Consider the following 14,233-nt stretch of genomic DNA (forward strand, 5'->3'; position numbering starts at 1 on the left):
GTTTTTTCAAACTTTCTTTTCGCTTTGATTTAAGCGGTTAACTGTTTCAAATCAACCTATAAACCAAACTGATTCAGCGTTGGCGTGAACCGTTTGCCGTCTCAGTGGTTGCGCATTATAGGCAGATCAGATTTTTACGCAAGGGCTTTTTAACGCCTTTTTCAATAAAGGCGATCGTTAGGCGATCTTTTACACAAAAACGATCGTTTTGGCTTGAAACCGCCTATTTACGCTCATTTATTAAGCTTTTTGATTATACCAATCGTATTAATACCGTTAATAGGATAATTGATAGTAATGAATAGACTCTTATCCAGAAACTTATCTAGGATTGAATGCTGAACTAATATAAACGAATACTGATGCGGCGGATTGTTATCGCTTGCTTATCGTTAACGACCGAGTGTGTTTCGTTAGTAAAGTAGTGTCATAGAAGGTAGTTATATAGTGTGTTAGAGAATGTGCTTTAGTACCTGGTGAGTCGCTATTAACAAACAAGAATGTGCCAGAAATCACAAGGGCATCAACTCATCACAGTTGAATACTGTCTTGAGATGACGCCCTAAGTCTCATGCCTTGGCTATAACGCTCAGCCAGGTGCACTATATTCCGTGGAGAAGTTAGTCTTTATCTTGCTTTAGAAGTGCGGCTAACTCTTGCTGATCGGCCTCTGTGAGTTCTACTTGGCTGTTATTGACGATCCTTTGCTTACGAACAAACACAAAACCTATGATGAGACCGAATAGTAGTAATACAAAGGGGCCTATCCATAGCACGTAAGTTTTGGGGTCCAGCTTAGGCTTATAAAGCACAAAGTCGCCGTAGCGTGATGTCATAAACTCCACTATCTCATCATCGCCTTTACCCGCTTCTACCATTTGATAGACCTGCAAACGTAAATCTTTTGCCACGGGTGAGTTAGAGTCGATAAGGTTTTGGTTCTGACACTGAGGGCAGCGTAACTCGTGGGCCAGTGATAAGGCGCGCTTTTGTTTCTCTGCCGACGAAAACGCAAAGGTATCCACAGGCGTTGCTTGAACATAAGTACTGGCTATCGCACTGATGAATAAGCATAGGGCTATAAGCATTGTTCTTATCATCTATGAGGCTCCATCTTTTACAGCTTGCTCCTGCAAAGTTTTAACTATTGGATATAAGGTATCGGCCCATATACGCTGATCGATAGGCCCTGCAAAACGGTATCTGACTATGCCTTGGTGATCGATAAGAAAACTTTCAGGCGCACCATAAACGCCAAGATCCAATCCAAGACGGCCATCTTTGTCGAAAATGTTAATTTCATAGGGGTTACCTTGAAGTTTTAACTCCTCCAGTGCCATATCTCGTTCGTCACGATAGTTAATACCGTAAATGGGAATTTGCTTGTTACGGGCAAGCACCATTAAATAAGGATGCTCGTACTTACATGCAGGACACCAAGTGCCCCATACGTTTAGCATGGCAACTTTACCGATAAGATCTTTATTGGTAATCACTTTGTCAGATTGCTCTAATTGCTCCAACTCAAAGTACGGCACCGGCTTACCTTCTAAAGCCGACTCCAGCACCTTAGGATTGAGAAATAATCCTTTATAGAGAAAAAAGCCCATGCCTAAAAAGATCATTAATGGCACAAATAAAATTAACTTTTTCATTAAGTCTCCGTTATAGCGCTGGTGCGAATTTAGGATTAGCGTGAGTGTCCGCTTGTGCAACGCTCACTTTACGACGATAGCGCTTGTCTGACGCAGCTAATAGTCCGCCGACCATCATGAAAATCGCACCAAACCATAACCAGCGCACAAAAGGCTTATAATTTAACCGCACCGCAAATTCCGTAGTGCTGATGGGATCACCCATAGTCACATAAAGATCCCTAAACAGCCCCCAATCGATACCGGCTTCAGTCATATCCATGGTACGTACATTATATTGACGTCTATCTGGCTGTACTAAAGCCACAAACTCGCCCTGCTGATAAATCTCTATCTGAGCTTGTTCAGCGGTATAGTTAGGGCCGACAATATGACGAGTATCGATAAACTTAAATTGGTAGCCTGCTAATTCATAGCTCACGCCTGGCCCCATACGCACACTTTTCTCGATGGAGTAATTAGACACCATAGTCGCGCCAATCACTGAGACGGCAATACCTAAGTGGGCGATGATCATACCCCATTGGCTTCTGCCTATGCGGCGAAGATCAATATTCGAGCTACTTCCTCGCGCCATATTATAACCAGCCCTGAAAGTAGCTAAGATTATCCAACTTGCCATGCCTAAACCAAATGCAACCCAGATATCGAATTCACCTTCAGCAATGATAAATGGCAGTGTAACGCCTAAGGCTACCGCTATCATTGCAGGCAATAGCAGTTGACGCTTGAGCTCGCCAGCTTTAGATTTTTTCCAACGAATAATCGGACCTATACCCATAAAGCCAAACAAGATAAGCACCAAAGGCACAAACACCGCATTAAAATAAGGTGGGCCTACGGAGATCTTGCCCATGTTTAAAGCATCAATCAGTAGAGGATAAAGGGTACCCAGTAAAACGGTACCGGTTGCAACGGCGAGCAAAACATTACAGATAAGCAGCATAGTCTCTTTTGATTTAAGCTCAAAACGTGCAGGACTTGCCATATCGCTAGCTCTAAAAGCAAATAGGGTTAGTGAGCCGCCAACAGTCAAGGCGAGCAGTAATAGAATAAACACCCCACGACTAGGATCGGATGCAAATGAATGCACTGAAGTCAGCACCCCAGAACGAACAATAAAGGTGCCCAGCAAACTCAATGAAAATGCTGATATCGACAGTAGTACAGTCCAGTTTCTAAAGGCACTGCGCTTCTCTGTCACTATCAATGAGTGTACTAATGCGGTACCCACGAGCCACGGCATAAAGGAAGCGTTTTCCACGGGGTCCCAGAACCACCAACCACCCCAACCGAGTTCGTAATAAGCCCACCAAGAACCTAACGCTATACCTCCGGTGAGAAATACCCAAGCAGCGAGAGTCCATGGACGAGTCCAGCGCGCCCATGCTGAATCGAGTCGGCCACTCATTAATGCTGCAATCGCAAAAGCAAAGCTAACGGCAAAGCCTACATAACCGATATAAAGCATAGGAGGATGATAGATAAGCCCAATATCTTGCAACATAGGATTCAAATCTCGGCCTTCCATAGGAATAGGAAAAAGCCGCTCGAAAGGGTTAGACGTAAGTAACATAAAGAAGGTAAAACCAACAATCACTATCGCCAGTACCGATAACACCCTAGCGGTGAACACTTCTTCAATCTGCTTACTGAATAATGCGACGGCCACAGACCATACTGAAAGTGCAAACACCCAAAACAGTAGTGAGCCTTCGTGTCCGCCCCACACTGCTGAAATTTTGAAGAAAATAGGTAACTGGGAGTTAGAGTGATGAGCCACATAGGCAACGGAGAAATCATCCACCGCAAAGCTATAACCTAAACTAATAATTGATAGACTGACAAAAGCGAACATGCCGTAACATAGGGGCCGAGCATAGCGCACTAGATATTGATCTCTGCGGGCTGCACCTATCAAGGGCACAGTGGCAAGTAACAGTGCAAATGCCAACGCTAAGATCAGCGAGAAATGGCCAAGTTCAGGGATCATCAGTTGTCCTCAATCTTTCTTCTATAAAAAGCGGGAGTATACGCAAAGGCTATTAAGATAAATATTAAATAATAATTAACATTAGCAATGCCGAATTTTAAGTCATTCTAGAATCAATACTAAGCGCTGTCTGCCATTTTCATGTCAAACTGGGCTAATGGTCTCATTATAAATAGCTTTCCTGTTATTTAGTTGATTAAACATTATGGTGCTCTCGATCACAATTTCGTCATTCTGCGGCCGCTTTGTGCTTCCAAATTAGCGATTTGCGCTTGTAACACCTAACTCTCCCCCTGTTAAAGGAGTTAACTTTCCGTATAATCTGCCCTCAGTGAAGCTTTTTCTACAACCAATAAGTGAAGATAAACCCTATGACTCTATTCTGGATTGCTATCGCCCTCGTCGTTTTTAGTGGTTTATTGCTAATTTGGATCCCGCACTTTCGCCAACAGCACTTGTTGCAAACTGAAGCTTCTGGAGTCCGTAAGCAAACTAACCTTGAAGTCTTTGCTGAACGTTTAGCTAACCTTAAGCAAGAATTTCAGCAAGGCCAACTAGAACAGCAAGAATTTGCGGCACTAAAGCAAGAGTTAGAAGTCAGCTTGTTACAGGATATCAAACAAGTTGGCGATGACTCGCTCGATAACCAAATCCAAAAGAAAGGCCTATTCTGGCCATCACTCATGTCTATCACTTTATTGGCGCTAAGCGGATACCTCTACCAGCAGTTAGGAGCCTATCAACAATTAGCGATACCAATGCAGGCAAATGATGCTCATTCTGCAATGGGGCCTGAAATGGCCTTGGGCCAAAGGATTAAACTTCTTGAAGCTGAAGTGCAAGCTCAACCAGACAACAGCCAAGCTTGGTTCACTCTAGGACATGCCTACATCACTAACAATCAATATAACCAAGCCATCGCGGCATTTGATAAGGTGATGGAACTCGTTGGCGTACAAGCTGAGCTGCTTGGGCCTAAAGCCACTGCACTATATTATCAAGCTGATCAAACTATTACTGCAGAAGCCCAAGTTATCATAGATAAAGCATTAGCATTAGATCCTAAGGATCCTTCGACCTTATTACTTGTAGGTATGGATGCATTCTTTAAGGCTAATTACCCGCAGGCCATTGATGCATGGCAATTGATATTATCTAGCGATCGTAGCGATATCGACAGAGGGGCGTTGATTAACGCTATCGATGCTGCCAAAGCGCAATTACAAGCTCAATCTGGACCTGTTGCAGCCAAAGAATTAGCCATTAGTGTCTCTTTAGCACCACAGTTAACCGATAACATATCAGGCACTGAAACCTTATATGTATTTGTACGCACTCAAACTGAACCCAAAACTCCCTTGTTATTAACTAAGTTGACTGAAGTTAGCTTCCCAGTAACTGTGACATTAGATGCGCGCCACGCGATAAATGAACAGCTGAATATGAATGGTTTAGATGTGGTAGAAATCGTAGTGTTGCTATCCAAAAATGCGAGCCTCAAGCCGCAAGCTGGTGACATTCAAGCTAAGCTCGCCAATGGCAGCTTCAGCAAACCCAATGAATTAGTGTTAGACACTCTGTTAGAATGAATTCAAGGCTAGAAAAGCTCGCGACAACAAAAAACCGGCATTAGCCGGTTTTTTTAAATACGCTACGCTAACCCAATTATTTAGACATAAACTCGATAGCATTTTTATAATCTTCATCGGAGCAATCAGTACACATGCCTCCTGGAGGCATAGCATTCAGGCCCGTCTTAATAGAAGCGACTAATGTATCAATACCTTTGGTTAAGCGAGGTTCCCACGCAGCCACATCGTGAACTTTAGGAGCACCTGCAACCCCCATGCTGTGACACACTTGGCAAGCTTTGTTATATACAGTCTCGCCATCTTGCGCAGCAACTCCTGCTGATAAACCTAATGCCATTACGGCTGTCATCACTAACAATTTTTTCATCTTTAACGTTCCTAATGCTATGACTCACAAGCAGTATACCGCCTTCTCTATGGTTGGCTGGCTTCATTTTTATTAATTAGATTACTATAAAGCTCAAAAAAAACACATCTTTTTTGTGACGCCCTTCTCAGCTTGGTCTCAGTAAACAGACAAGTGAGTAAGAATGGTTATTATATTAGCAAAGCTTAAATAGCCCAGGGATTATCTGAGCGAACCGTTAGCTAAGATGTGGCTCTCACATTGATAGCAAATCGTGCGTAAGCTTTTATTATTGCTCCGGGATTGTGATACCATCCCGTGATTATTATCCGCTAGGTTAACGAGGCTATAGTGACAGGCAACAAACCATTCCCAGCATTACTCAGTGCTAGCCTGCTCACTTGCGTCCGTGAAGAACGGGTACTGTTCGATCAATTAAGCTTCGAGATTAATCGTGGTGATATAGTCCAGATTGAAGGCCCCAATGGCGCCGGAAAAACCAGCCTCATTCGTATTCTCGCAGGTCTGTCACGACCCTATTCTGGCCAAGTCTGCTACAAAGATGAGACGGTTTTAGATTGCCGAGAAGAATACAATGCTGACTTACTCTACTTAGGCCATTTGCCTGGGGTAAAGAGCGAGCTCACCGCAGCTGAAAATATCAAGTTCAACCTCACGCTCAGTGGCTATCAAGATTTTGATAGCCAAGCCGCACTAGTCAATATCAATCTAGCGGGATTTGAAGACGCATTAGCAGGCCATCTTTCTGCAGGACAACATAGAAAGACAGCACTAGCTCGACTATTGCATACACAATGTAAAATTTGGATATTAGATGAACCCTTCACCGCCATAGACAAGAAAGGAGTAGAACAGCTCGAACGGCTATTTCTAGCCCATGTTGATAATGGTGGCTGCGTGATCTTAACGACTCACCAAGACATGAGCCTGATAAAGGCTGATAAACTACGAAAAATCACCCTCGATTACCGTTCACTATAGGGCTATCAATGAACAGAGGCATTAGTTATCGCCAAGCTTTCACCACAGTGCTGATGCGCGACATTAAAATCGCCATTCGCCATAGAGGGGATATTTTTAATCCACTGCTGTTTTTCATTCTCGTGGTGACACTTTTCCCCCTAGGTATAGGCCCTGAGCCTAAAGTCCTTACCCGCATTGCACCCGGTATTATCTGGGTCGCGGCGCTGTTGGCCTCTATGTTGTCATTAGAGCGACTATTTAAAGCCGATTATAATGACGGCGCACTAGAGCAAATGTTACTCAGCCCACAGCCATTAGCTGTGTTAGTGCTGGCTAAAGTGTTTGCCCATTGGTTACTCACCGGAGTACCACTCATCCTTATTTCACCCGTGTTAGCGCTATTGTTGCAGCTTGAATCTAATTCCTATGTAGCACTTATTCTGACTTTAACACTAGGTACGCCTGTGCTGTCATTAGTAGGCGCGATAGGCGTAGCCTTAACAGTCGGTATTGGTAAAGGCGGCGTACTTTTGAGTTTGCTCATCTTGCCTCTTTATATTCCTGTGCTTATTTTTGCTACCAGCGCCATGGACGCTGCAGGAATGAATTTACCCTATGACGGCCAACTGGCTATAATTGGCGCCATGTTAGTGGCGGCGTCAGTATTGGCTCCAATCGCCATTGGAGCTTCTTTAAGAGTGAGTACAAATTAGAATGTGGAAATGGCTTCATCCTTACGCAGATCCAGAGCGCGCGTATAAACTTTCTGGAACCTTGTTACCATGGTTCGCTGTAGCAGCATTACTGCTGCTGGCAACCGGTCTTACATGGGGTTTGTTATTTGCCCCCATGGATTATCAACAAGGCGATAGCTTTCGCATAATATATATCCATGTTCCAGCAGCTTCTATGTCCATGGCCATTTATATGGGCATGGCTAGCGCCTCTTTTGTCGGGCTAGTGTGGCAGATAAAATCAGCCGACTGGGCGGCAGCATCTATGGCACCCATTGGCGCAGTTGTCACCTTTATCGCCCTGTTTACGGGGGCTGCTTGGGGTAAACCCATGTGGGGCACCTGGTGGGTATGGGATGCAAGATTAACCTCAGAGCTTATTCTGTTGTTTTTGTATTTGGGCGTCATCTCACTGTACGCCTCCTTTGAAGACAAAGTCGTAGCAGCAAGGGCCGCTGGCATATTAGCCTTGGTCGGGGTGATTAATATTCCTATCATCAAATACTCTGTGGAGTGGTGGAGCAGTTTGCACCAACCATCAACTATTCGTATTACTGAAGAATCGACCATGTCGTCAGAGATGCTATACCCCCTACTGATCAATATTGTAGGCTTTGGTTTAATGGCTGGTGCGATAACTTTGGTTAGATTTAGAGCGGAGATCTTAGCCCGTAACGGCATGCGACCTTGGGTAAGAGCCTTAGCGGAAGCGGAGGGGGTGAAATAATGCAGTTTGACTCTATCAGTGCATTTTTTAATATGGGCGGCTACGCCTTCTATGTTTGGCTATCTTATGGCGTTTCAGTATTTAGTCTAGCGAGCTTAATTATTCTAAGCCTAGGAAAAAAACGCAAGGTACTAGCGGAAATCGCTAAACAAGCAAACCGCGAGCAAAGACTCAAAGAACTCAGAACAGCTGAATCAAGAGGGACTCAACCGTGAATCCAAGACGTAAAAAGAGATTAACACTCGCCGTTGCATTAATAGTCGGGGTAGCAGGGGCTGCCTCATTGCTCTTGTATGCACTCAATAGCAACTTAAACTTGTTCTACACCCCAAATGAAATTATTCATGGCAAAAATGATACTGGCATTAAACCTGAAATAGGCCAGAGGATCCGGGTTGGTGGTATGGTGACCCTAGGGTCAATGGTAAGAGACCCAGACAGCCTGCATGTGGAATTCGCAGTTCATGATAGCACTGGCACAGAAGTTATAGTCACTTATGATGATCTCTTACCCGATCTATTCCGTGAAGGCCAAGGTATCGTCGCCCAAGGGGTGTTAGTCGATTCAGGTAAGCTTGAAGCAACAGAAGTCCTGGCCAAGCATGATGAAAACTACATGCCGCCAGAAGTGGCCGAAGCCATGGGTAAGCAACATAAAAAACTTGAGTATAAAGAAGGCGATGTAAAACCCGCTCAGTATTAATGTTATGGCCAAACGACTATATTCAATAAAAGCCTCATTTGAGGCTTTTTTGTGCCGCAAACACAATGACACTAAGTGTTATCCATGTATTGCTGTCCGCTTAGCTTCTTTCAAAACAAAAGTATTCAAATAGTAACGCGTCAAACTATAACAATTTTTGTTTACTCAGCTTACCAACACATGAGCAGATCTCGTAGGTTGCGAGCGCATTAAGGCAAGGCTAAATTTAGAGGCATCACAGAAAGCCCCCTCAGACACCAGTCCATGCAATAGAAGGCTCATTGTACCTCAGTTAATTCCATTACTTAGCAGAGACTTGAATTGCCAACTAAGTCATAGCAGCTTCAAATTTTAGACATAAAAAAACCGAGCCTAAGCTCGGTTTTTTAACTTTGTAAACTTAATTACTCAGCAGCTTCAACATCAACAGCTTCAGCAGCTTCAGGACGACCTACTAGCTCGATGTAAGCCATTGGGGCTTTATCACCGGCGCGTAAACCGCACTTTAGAATACGAGTGTAACCACCAGGACGTTCCTGGAAGCGTGGACCCAATTCTGTGAATAACTTACCTACGACTTCAGCATCGCGGGTACGAGCAAAAGCTAAACGGCGATTTGCAACGCTGTCAACTTTAGCAAGTGTTATTAAAGGTTCAACTACGCGACGCAGTTCTTTCGCTTTAGCTACAGTTGTCTTGATGATCTCATGACGAACTATTGAGCAGGCCATGTTACGGAACATAGCTTGGCGATGACTGCTGTTGCGGTTTAGTTGACGACCACTCTTACGATGGCGCATGACCTAAATCCTTATAACCAAAAAATCTGTACAAAACTGAGACTTATAGATCGTCTGCTAGACTAGCTGGAGGCCAGTTTTCGAGACGCATACCTAATGAAAGTCCACGAGACGCTAGAACATCCTTAATTTCAGTAAGAGATTTCTTACCTAGATTAGGTGTTTTAAGCAATTCTACTTCAGTGCGTTGTACAAGATCTCCGATGTAATGAATCGCTTCAGCCTTCAAGCAGTTGGCTGAACGTACAGTTAGCTCTAAATCGTCGACAGGACGCAGCAGAATCGGATCAAACTCCGGTTTCTCTTCTTTCAGCTCTGGCTCAGTAACATCACGTAATTCAACAAACGCATCTAGCTGTTCGGCTAAAATTGTTGCAGAACGACGAATGGCTTCCTCAGGATCGATAGTACCGTTTGTGGTCATATCAATAACGAGTTTATCCAAGTCAGTGCGCTGTTCAACACGAGCAGCTTCTACATTGTATGCAATGCGAGCTACTGGTGAGAAAGAAGCATCAACCAACAAACGACCGATTGGGCGATCATCGTCTTCGGTCTGTGCACGAGCAGAAGCTGGCACATAACCACGACCACGCTCAACGCGGATACGCATGCTGATATCATTATTACCTGTTAAATGACAGATAACATGATCAGGATTCATGATGGTAACATCACCATCATGCGTGATGTCTGCGGCAGTAACAGGGCCTGTGCCGGACTTGCTTAACGTAAGCATAGCCTCGTCTTTACCCTCGATTGTTACTGCTAAACCTTTAAGATTGAGCAATATCTCAAGGATATCTTCTTGTACGCCTTCCTTGCTGCTGTATTCGTGCAGCACGCCGTCGATTTCGACTTCAGTAACTGCGCAGCCTGGCATAGACGACAATAGGATGCGACGCAACGCGTTACCTAAGGTATGGCCAAAACCACGTTCGAGTGGCTCTAGTGTAACTTTGGCACGTGTTGGGTTAACCTGCTCAATGTCGACGAGACGCGGTTTAAGAAATTCTGTAACAGAACCCTGCATTGTGTCCTCTCTTGTTTGTTAGCCTTACTTAGAGTAAAGCTCGACGATCAGCTGTTCGTTAATATCCGCAGACAAATCACTACGTTCTGGTAGACGCTTAAAAGCACCTTCCATTTTAGTGTTGTCTACTTCAACCCATGTAGGCTTCTCGCGCTGAGCTGCAACTTCTAAAGACGCTTTGATACGTGCTTGAGTGCGTGACTTTTCGCGGATGCTTACAACATCGTTCGCAGACACTTTGAACGACGGAATGTTAACAACACGGCCGTTAACCAAAACTGTCTTATGGCTAACTAGCTGACGTGATTCTGCACGAGTCGCACCAAAGCCCATACGATAAACAACGTTATCTAGGCGTGTTTCTAAAAGTTGCAACAAGTTTTCACCTGTATTGCCTTTTAGGCGTGCAGCTTCTTTGTAGTAGTTACGGAATTGCTTTTCTAGCACACCATAAATACGACGAACTTTTTGTTTCTCGCGTAACTGAGTACCGTACTCAGACAAACGTGGCTTACGAGCGCCATGTTGTCCAGGTGCAGTTTCCAGCTTACACTTCGAATCGATTGCTCTCACACCGCTTTTTAGGAAAAGGTCTGTACCTTCTCTGCGGCTGAGCTTGAGCTTGGGACCCAAGTATCTTGCCATGATCTTTCTCCAACTATCCTATGAAACGACGTTATACACGACGCTTTTTAGGTGGACGACAGCCATTATGAGGGATAGGCGTCACATCGGTAATGTTGGTAATTTTATAACCAACAGCGTTCAGCGCACGAATGGCTGACTCACGACCTGGACCTGGTCCCTTCACGAAAACTTCAAGGTTTTTTAAACCGTAATCTTGAGCAGCAATACCTGCACGCTCCGCAGCAACCTGCGCAGCAAATGGGGTAGATTTACGTGAACCACGGAAACCTGAACCACCAGAGGTAGCCCATGACAACGCATTACCTTGACGATCTGTAATGGTGACAATAGTGTTGTTGAAAGACGCATGGATATGAGCCATGCCATCTGCAACCTGTTTACGTACGCGCTTACGCGGAGAACGTGACGGAACTTTAGCCATTTTGGTTTACCTTCCCGTTACTTTCTGATTGGTTTACGTGGACCTTTACGCGTACGCGCATTGGTCTTAGTACGTTGCCCACGGAGAGGCAGGCTACGACGATGGCGGAGACCACGATAACAACCAAGATCCATAAGACGCTTGATGTTCATTGAAATCTCACGACGTAAGTCACCCTCTACAGAGTATTTGGCGACTTCTTCGCGTAGGATATCTATTTGAGCTTCGCTCAATTCCTTGATCTTAGCAGTTTCAGCGATTGCTGTAGACGCGCAGATTGCTCTTGCACGTGTACGGCCGATGCCGAAAATAGCAGTCAATGCAATGACTGTATGCTTTTGATCAGGAATGTTAATGCCAGCGATACGGGCCACTATGCACTCCTTAAGTTAAAGGTCATCTGTGAAAAGCCCGAAAGGATACTCGACAGACAACAAATTTGCAAACAATATTTGACCAGCCCAAGTTTGAGCTGGTCAAAGTCTTTTTTTAGCCTTGACGCTGTTTGTGTTTTGGTTCAACACAGATAACGCGTACAACGCCACTACGCTTGACGATCTTGCAATTACGGCAGATCTTCTTCACGGAAGCTCGAACTTTCATTTCATCACTCCGTAAAGCTAACTTATCGACCAAAGCGATCTAAATTCGCTTTGTTCACTAAGTTTGCTTTCTTCATCACAGACTCATACTGATGAGACATCATATGGGTCTGAACCTGAGCCATGAAGTCCATGATCACGACTACTATAATTAGTAGTGAAGTACCGCCAAAATAGAACTGTACTTTCCACGCAATTAACATGAACTCCGGAATTAAGCAGATAAAGGTAATGTATAACGCACCTGCCAATGTCAGGCGAGTCATCACTTTATCAATGTAACGCGAAGTCTGTTCTCCAGGACGAATCCCGGGAATGAACGCACCACTCTTCTTCAAGTTATCTGCTGTCTCACGTGGGTTAAACACCAACGCAGTATAGAAGAAACAGAAGAAAATAATTGCTGTCGCATACAATAATGAGTACAGCGGTTGTCCTGGTGACACGGCTAGAGCGAAATCGCTTAACCATGACATGGACTCATTTTGACCAAACCACTGAGCCAGTGTGCCTGGGAACAAAATAATGCTGGACGCAAATATTGGTGGAATCACACCCGCCATATTCACTTTCAATGGTAAATGTGTGCTTTGTGCAGCGAACACCTTGCGGCCTTGCTGACGTTTAGCATAGTTAACGACAATACGACGTTGACCACGCTCAACAAACACTACCAAGTAAGTGACAGCGAACACGATTACCGCGAGTAGCAATAATACGAGTACATTCAAGTCACCTTGACGCGCCTGCTCGGCTGTTGAGCCGATAGCAGATGGTAATCCAGCAACAATACCTGCGAAAATTAATATCGAGATACCGTTACCTATACCACGTTCGGTAATTTGCTCACCTAACCACATTAGGAACATAGTTCCTGTAACTAAGCTTACAACTGCAACAAAGTAAAATCCGAATCCTGCGTTGGCTACAAGGCCTGGCATAAGATTAGGTAAACCTGTTGCAATACCGATCGACTGAAGAGTACCCAGCACGAGCGTTCCATATCTCGTGTACTGACTGATTTTCTTACGTCCTGACTCGCCTTCTTTTTTCAATTCAGCAAGTGCAGGATGCACGACAGTCAATAATTGCATGATAATCGATGCCGAAATATACGGCATGATACCCAATGCAAAGATAGAGGCACGCTCTAAAGCACCACCTGAAAACATGTTAAACATGCCCAGGATGGTATCTTTTTGCTGAGCAAATAGCTCTGCTAATACAGCTGCGTCAATACCAGGAATTGGCACAAACGAACCGGCTCTAAAGACGATAATTGCGCCAATCACGAACAGGAGACGAGTTTTCAGTTCAGATAAACCGCCTTTCGCGCTTTTTAAATCAAGTCCTGGTTTTGCCATCGACGTATTATTCCTCGATCTTACCGCCGGCAGCTTCAATAGCTGCACGTGCACCTTTGGTTACCTTCAGACCTTTTACAGTCACAGGGCGCTCAATGGTACCTGAAAGAACGATTCTCGCAAACTGGATGTTGCGAGTAAGAACGTTCGCATCTTTCAGCGTGTTTAAGTCGATAACATCACCGTTAACTTTTGCTAGTTCGAGTAAACGAACTTCAGCAGTTACCAAAGCACGACGCGAGGTAAAGCCAAACTTAGGTAGACGGATCTTAAGTGGCATTTGACCACCTTCAAAACCGACGCGAACGCCGCCGCCACTACGAGACTTCTGACCTTTATGGCCGCGACCCGCTGTTTTACCTAAACCTGAACCAATACCACGGCCTACACGCTTAGGAGCAGATTTAGAACCTGCTGCTGGAGATAGAGTATTTAGACGCATTATCTTATCCCTCCACCGAAACCATGTAGTAAACCTTATTGATCATACCGCGAACAGAAGGAGTATCTTCTAATTCAACAGTGTGACCAATACGACGTAGACCTAAACCTGTTAAGGTTGCACGGTGCTTTGGTAAACGACCAATGCCGCTTTTAGTCTGTGTAACTTTTAAAGTTTTAGTAGCCATTA

At 44.5% G+C, this 14,233-nt stretch carries 19 protein-coding genes; 6 read left to right on the plus strand and 13 right to left on the minus strand.

Going from position 1 to position 14,233, the window contains the following annotated elements; all coding sequences use genetic code 11:
* Positions 1 to 620 precede the first annotated feature (620 nt).
* From nrfF to H5073_RS04955, 3 genes are read right to left on the minus strand one after another with little or no spacing between them, the layout of a single operon-like run.
* Complete coding sequence (gene nrfF, locus H5073_RS04945) at positions 621 to 1,100, minus strand: heme lyase NrfEFG subunit NrfF (protein WP_011497979.1); 480 nt, start codon at positions 1,098 to 1,100, stop codon at positions 621 to 623.
* Positions 1,101 to 1,655 (minus strand): DsbE family thiol:disulfide interchange protein, encoded by a 555-nt coding sequence (locus H5073_RS04950; protein WP_182677588.1) that lies wholly within the window; start codon positions 1,653 to 1,655, stop codon positions 1,101 to 1,103. It lies immediately after the preceding gene.
* Between the two features lie 10 nt (positions 1,656 to 1,665).
* Positions 1,666 to 3,648, minus strand: a complete 1,983-nt coding sequence (locus tag H5073_RS04955) for a heme lyase CcmF/NrfE family subunit (protein ID WP_182677590.1) — start codon at positions 3,646 to 3,648, stop codon at positions 1,666 to 1,668.
* A gap of 371 nt (positions 3,649 to 4,019) precedes the next feature.
* Here H5073_RS04955 and ccmI point away from each other — a divergent pair, with 371 nt between their 5' ends.
* On the plus strand, positions 4,020 to 5,237 hold the full coding sequence (gene ccmI / locus H5073_RS04960; protein WP_182677592.1) for a c-type cytochrome biogenesis protein CcmI: 1,218 nt from the start codon (positions 4,020 to 4,022) through the stop codon (positions 5,235 to 5,237).
* A 76-nt stretch (positions 5,238 to 5,313) separates the two neighbouring features.
* Here the strand turns inward: ccmI and H5073_RS04965 are convergent, their stop codons facing one another.
* A complete protein-coding gene (locus H5073_RS04965; RefSeq protein ID WP_182677594.1) occupies positions 5,314 to 5,607 on the minus strand; it encodes a cytochrome c5 family protein in 294 nt (97 codons plus the stop codon).
* 330 nt (positions 5,608 to 5,937) lie between these two features.
* Here H5073_RS04965 and ccmA point away from each other — a divergent pair, with 330 nt between their 5' ends.
* The 5 genes from ccmA to ccmE are packed head-to-tail and all read left to right on the plus strand — an operon-like array spanning position 5,938 to position 8,734.
* Positions 5,938 to 6,588, plus strand: a complete 651-nt coding sequence (gene ccmA, locus H5073_RS04970; protein WP_182677596.1) for a cytochrome c biogenesis heme-transporting ATPase CcmA — start codon at positions 5,938 to 5,940, stop codon at positions 6,586 to 6,588.
* Positions 6,589 to 6,596: 8 nt separating this feature from the next.
* A complete protein-coding gene (gene ccmB / locus H5073_RS04975) occupies positions 6,597 to 7,283 on the plus strand; it encodes a heme exporter protein CcmB (protein ID WP_182677598.1) in 687 nt (228 codons plus the stop codon).
* A gap of 1 nt (position 7,284) precedes the next feature.
* Entirely contained in the window at positions 7,285 to 8,031 is a 747-nt protein-coding gene (locus tag H5073_RS04980; RefSeq protein WP_182677600.1) for a heme ABC transporter permease, read from the plus strand.
* Positions 8,031 to 8,246: a heme exporter protein CcmD gene (gene ccmD, locus H5073_RS04985; protein ID WP_182677602.1), complete on the plus strand. Its 216-nt coding sequence runs from the start codon at positions 8,031 to 8,033 to the stop codon at positions 8,244 to 8,246. Before H5073_RS04980 ends, ccmD begins: the two co-directional genes overlap by 1 nt.
* Positions 8,243 to 8,734: a cytochrome c maturation protein CcmE gene (gene ccmE, locus H5073_RS04990; RefSeq protein WP_182677604.1), complete on the plus strand. Its 492-nt coding sequence runs from the start codon at positions 8,243 to 8,245 to the stop codon at positions 8,732 to 8,734. Before ccmD ends, ccmE begins: the two co-directional genes overlap by 4 nt.
* 404 nt (positions 8,735 to 9,138) lie before the next feature.
* Here ccmE and rplQ read toward each other — a convergent pair whose 3' ends face one another.
* From rplQ to rpmD, 9 genes are all read right to left on the minus strand, one after another.
* Positions 9,139 to 9,534 carry a 50S ribosomal protein L17 gene (rplQ, locus tag H5073_RS04995; protein WP_011494660.1) on the minus strand — a complete coding sequence of 132 codons (396 nt, stop codon included), beginning with the start codon at positions 9,532 to 9,534 and terminating at the stop codon, positions 9,139 to 9,141.
* Positions 9,535 to 9,577: 43 nt separating this feature from the next.
* Positions 9,578 to 10,567 carry a DNA-directed RNA polymerase subunit alpha gene (locus H5073_RS05000; protein ID WP_182677606.1) on the minus strand — a complete coding sequence of 330 codons (990 nt, stop codon included), beginning with the start codon at positions 10,565 to 10,567 and terminating at the stop codon, positions 9,578 to 9,580.
* A gap of 24 nt (positions 10,568 to 10,591) precedes the next feature.
* Entirely contained in the window at positions 10,592 to 11,212 is a 621-nt protein-coding gene (rpsD, locus tag H5073_RS05005; protein WP_011494658.1) for a 30S ribosomal protein S4, read from the minus strand.
* A 31-nt stretch (positions 11,213 to 11,243) separates the two neighbouring features.
* Complete coding sequence (gene rpsK / locus H5073_RS05010) at positions 11,244 to 11,636, minus strand: 30S ribosomal protein S11 (RefSeq protein WP_011494657.1); 393 nt, start codon at positions 11,634 to 11,636, stop codon at positions 11,244 to 11,246.
* A gap of 17 nt (positions 11,637 to 11,653) precedes the next feature.
* Positions 11,654 to 12,010 carry a 30S ribosomal protein S13 gene (gene rpsM / locus H5073_RS05015; protein ID WP_011494656.1) on the minus strand — a complete coding sequence of 119 codons (357 nt, stop codon included), beginning with the start codon at positions 12,008 to 12,010 and terminating at the stop codon, positions 11,654 to 11,656.
* 115 nt (positions 12,011 to 12,125) lie between these two features.
* Positions 12,126 to 12,239, minus strand: a complete 114-nt coding sequence (gene rpmJ, locus H5073_RS05020) for a 50S ribosomal protein L36 (RefSeq protein ID WP_006083579.1) — start codon at positions 12,237 to 12,239, stop codon at positions 12,126 to 12,128.
* A gap of 22 nt (positions 12,240 to 12,261) precedes the next feature.
* The gene (secY, locus tag H5073_RS05025; protein WP_182677608.1) at positions 12,262 to 13,602 is read right to left on the minus strand and encodes a preprotein translocase subunit SecY; all 1,341 of its coding nucleotides are present in this window, start codon (positions 13,600 to 13,602) and stop codon (positions 12,262 to 12,264) included.
* 7 nt (positions 13,603 to 13,609) lie between these two features.
* Positions 13,610 to 14,044, minus strand: a complete 435-nt coding sequence (gene rplO / locus H5073_RS05030; protein ID WP_182677610.1) for a 50S ribosomal protein L15 — start codon at positions 14,042 to 14,044, stop codon at positions 13,610 to 13,612.
* A 4-nt stretch (positions 14,045 to 14,048) separates the two neighbouring features.
* Positions 14,049 to 14,231, minus strand: coding sequence for a 50S ribosomal protein L30 (rpmD, locus tag H5073_RS05035; RefSeq protein ID WP_011494652.1), 183 nt, complete (start codon positions 14,229 to 14,231; stop codon positions 14,049 to 14,051).
* Between the last annotated feature and the right edge of the window lie 2 nt (positions 14,232 to 14,233).

Source organism: Shewanella sp. SR44-3, assembly GCF_014163735.1.
Classification (GTDB): Bacteria; Pseudomonadota; Gammaproteobacteria; order Enterobacterales; family Shewanellaceae; genus Shewanella.